The 1,088-nt window shown below is 61.7% G+C and carries 1 protein-coding gene and 2 pseudogenes; 2 read left to right on the plus strand and 1 reads right to left on the minus strand.

Features of this window, described 5'->3' with window-relative positions; genetic code table 11:
• On the minus strand, positions 1–231 hold a 231-nt coding region (locus tag I5M_RS05245), incomplete at its 3' end, for an ETC complex I subunit (RefSeq protein WP_022720448.1).
• 240 nt (positions 232–471) lie between these two features.
• Here I5M_RS05245 and opgC point away from each other — a divergent pair.
• Together opgC and I5M_RS05255 are read left to right on the plus strand one after the other, a co-directional pair.
• Positions 472–894 (plus strand): annotated as a pseudogene (opgC, locus tag I5M_RS05250) (OpgC domain-containing protein); the annotation flags it as partial.
• A pseudogene (locus tag I5M_RS05255) lies at positions 876–1,088 on the plus strand (hypothetical protein); the annotation flags it as partial. The pseudogenes opgC and I5M_RS05255, both read left to right, overlap by 19 nt.

The following is a 1,088-nucleotide window of genomic DNA, read 5'->3' on the forward strand; positions in this document are numbered from 1 at the left end:
CGGTTCGATCACCTGGTAGGCGATGCCCTCACGCTCGCAATAGGCGATCGCCTCCTCGCGGGTGTGGAAGCGCAGGCTCACCTGGGAATTCATGTCGGTCGAGGACGTCCAGCCCATCAGCGGCTCGATGGTCCGCGGCTGCTCGGGCTCATAATCCAGTTGCCAATCCTTGGTCTTGGCCTTGCCGGATTGCATGGCGTTCTTGGCGGGCTTGAAGATCCGTGCGGTCATGAAAAGCGGCCTGTCGAGGTGCGGCGTTGCGGCGTTTGGCCGGCGGCGGCGATCACGACACCATCTTGGCGTAACGCCCTCCGTTCAGCTACCGTACTGAACGTTGATCGGACGCGGCCAATTCGTGATTCCGACGCGCGGATTTCAATTCGATCCTGATATATTCGGTTCGTCGCGGCGTGACAAATCGAACCTGCCGGCCGCCCGGGCGGACGGAACGACAAGGCTAAGGGAGGATTCATGGAGATTCAGGCAATTCTCCCCGGCAAGGGACGCGATCTGCGGCTGGACCTGTTCCGCGGTGTCGCCAACTGGGCGATCTTCCTCGATCACATCCCCGACAATGTGGTCAACTGGATCACCACGCGAAATTACGGGTTCAGCGACGCCGCCGACCTGTTCGTCTTCATCTCCGGCTACACCGCCTCCTTCGTCTACGCCAAGATGATGCTCGATCGCGGCTTCATCGTCGGCGGCACCCGCCTGACCAAGCGCGTCTGGCAGCTCTACGTCGCCCACATCGTGCTGTTCGTGATCTACATCGTCTCGATCGGCTATGTCGCTCAGCGCTTCAGCGATCCGGAGATCATCAACGAGTTCAATGTCGCCGGCCTGGTCGACAGTCCGCTCGAAACGCTGCGCCAGGGCCTCTTGCTCAAGTTCTCGTCGCCAAGGTGAAGGACGCCAACCGCTCCTTCCTGGCCGGCAGCGTGCGCGATGCCGGCACGATGCGGAGCGTCTCGGCGGGGCAGACCATGATCGGCGTTCCCGATATCGGCCTTTTGCTGATTGGCACGCGTGATAATCGCCCGGTCTATGTCAAGGACGTCGCCGCGGTGATCATCGTCCGAACGCCG

The sequence above is a fragment of the Rhodopseudomonas sp. B29 genome (assembly GCF_000333455.1).
GTDB lineage: Bacteria > Pseudomonadota > Alphaproteobacteria > Rhizobiales > Xanthobacteraceae > Rhodopseudomonas.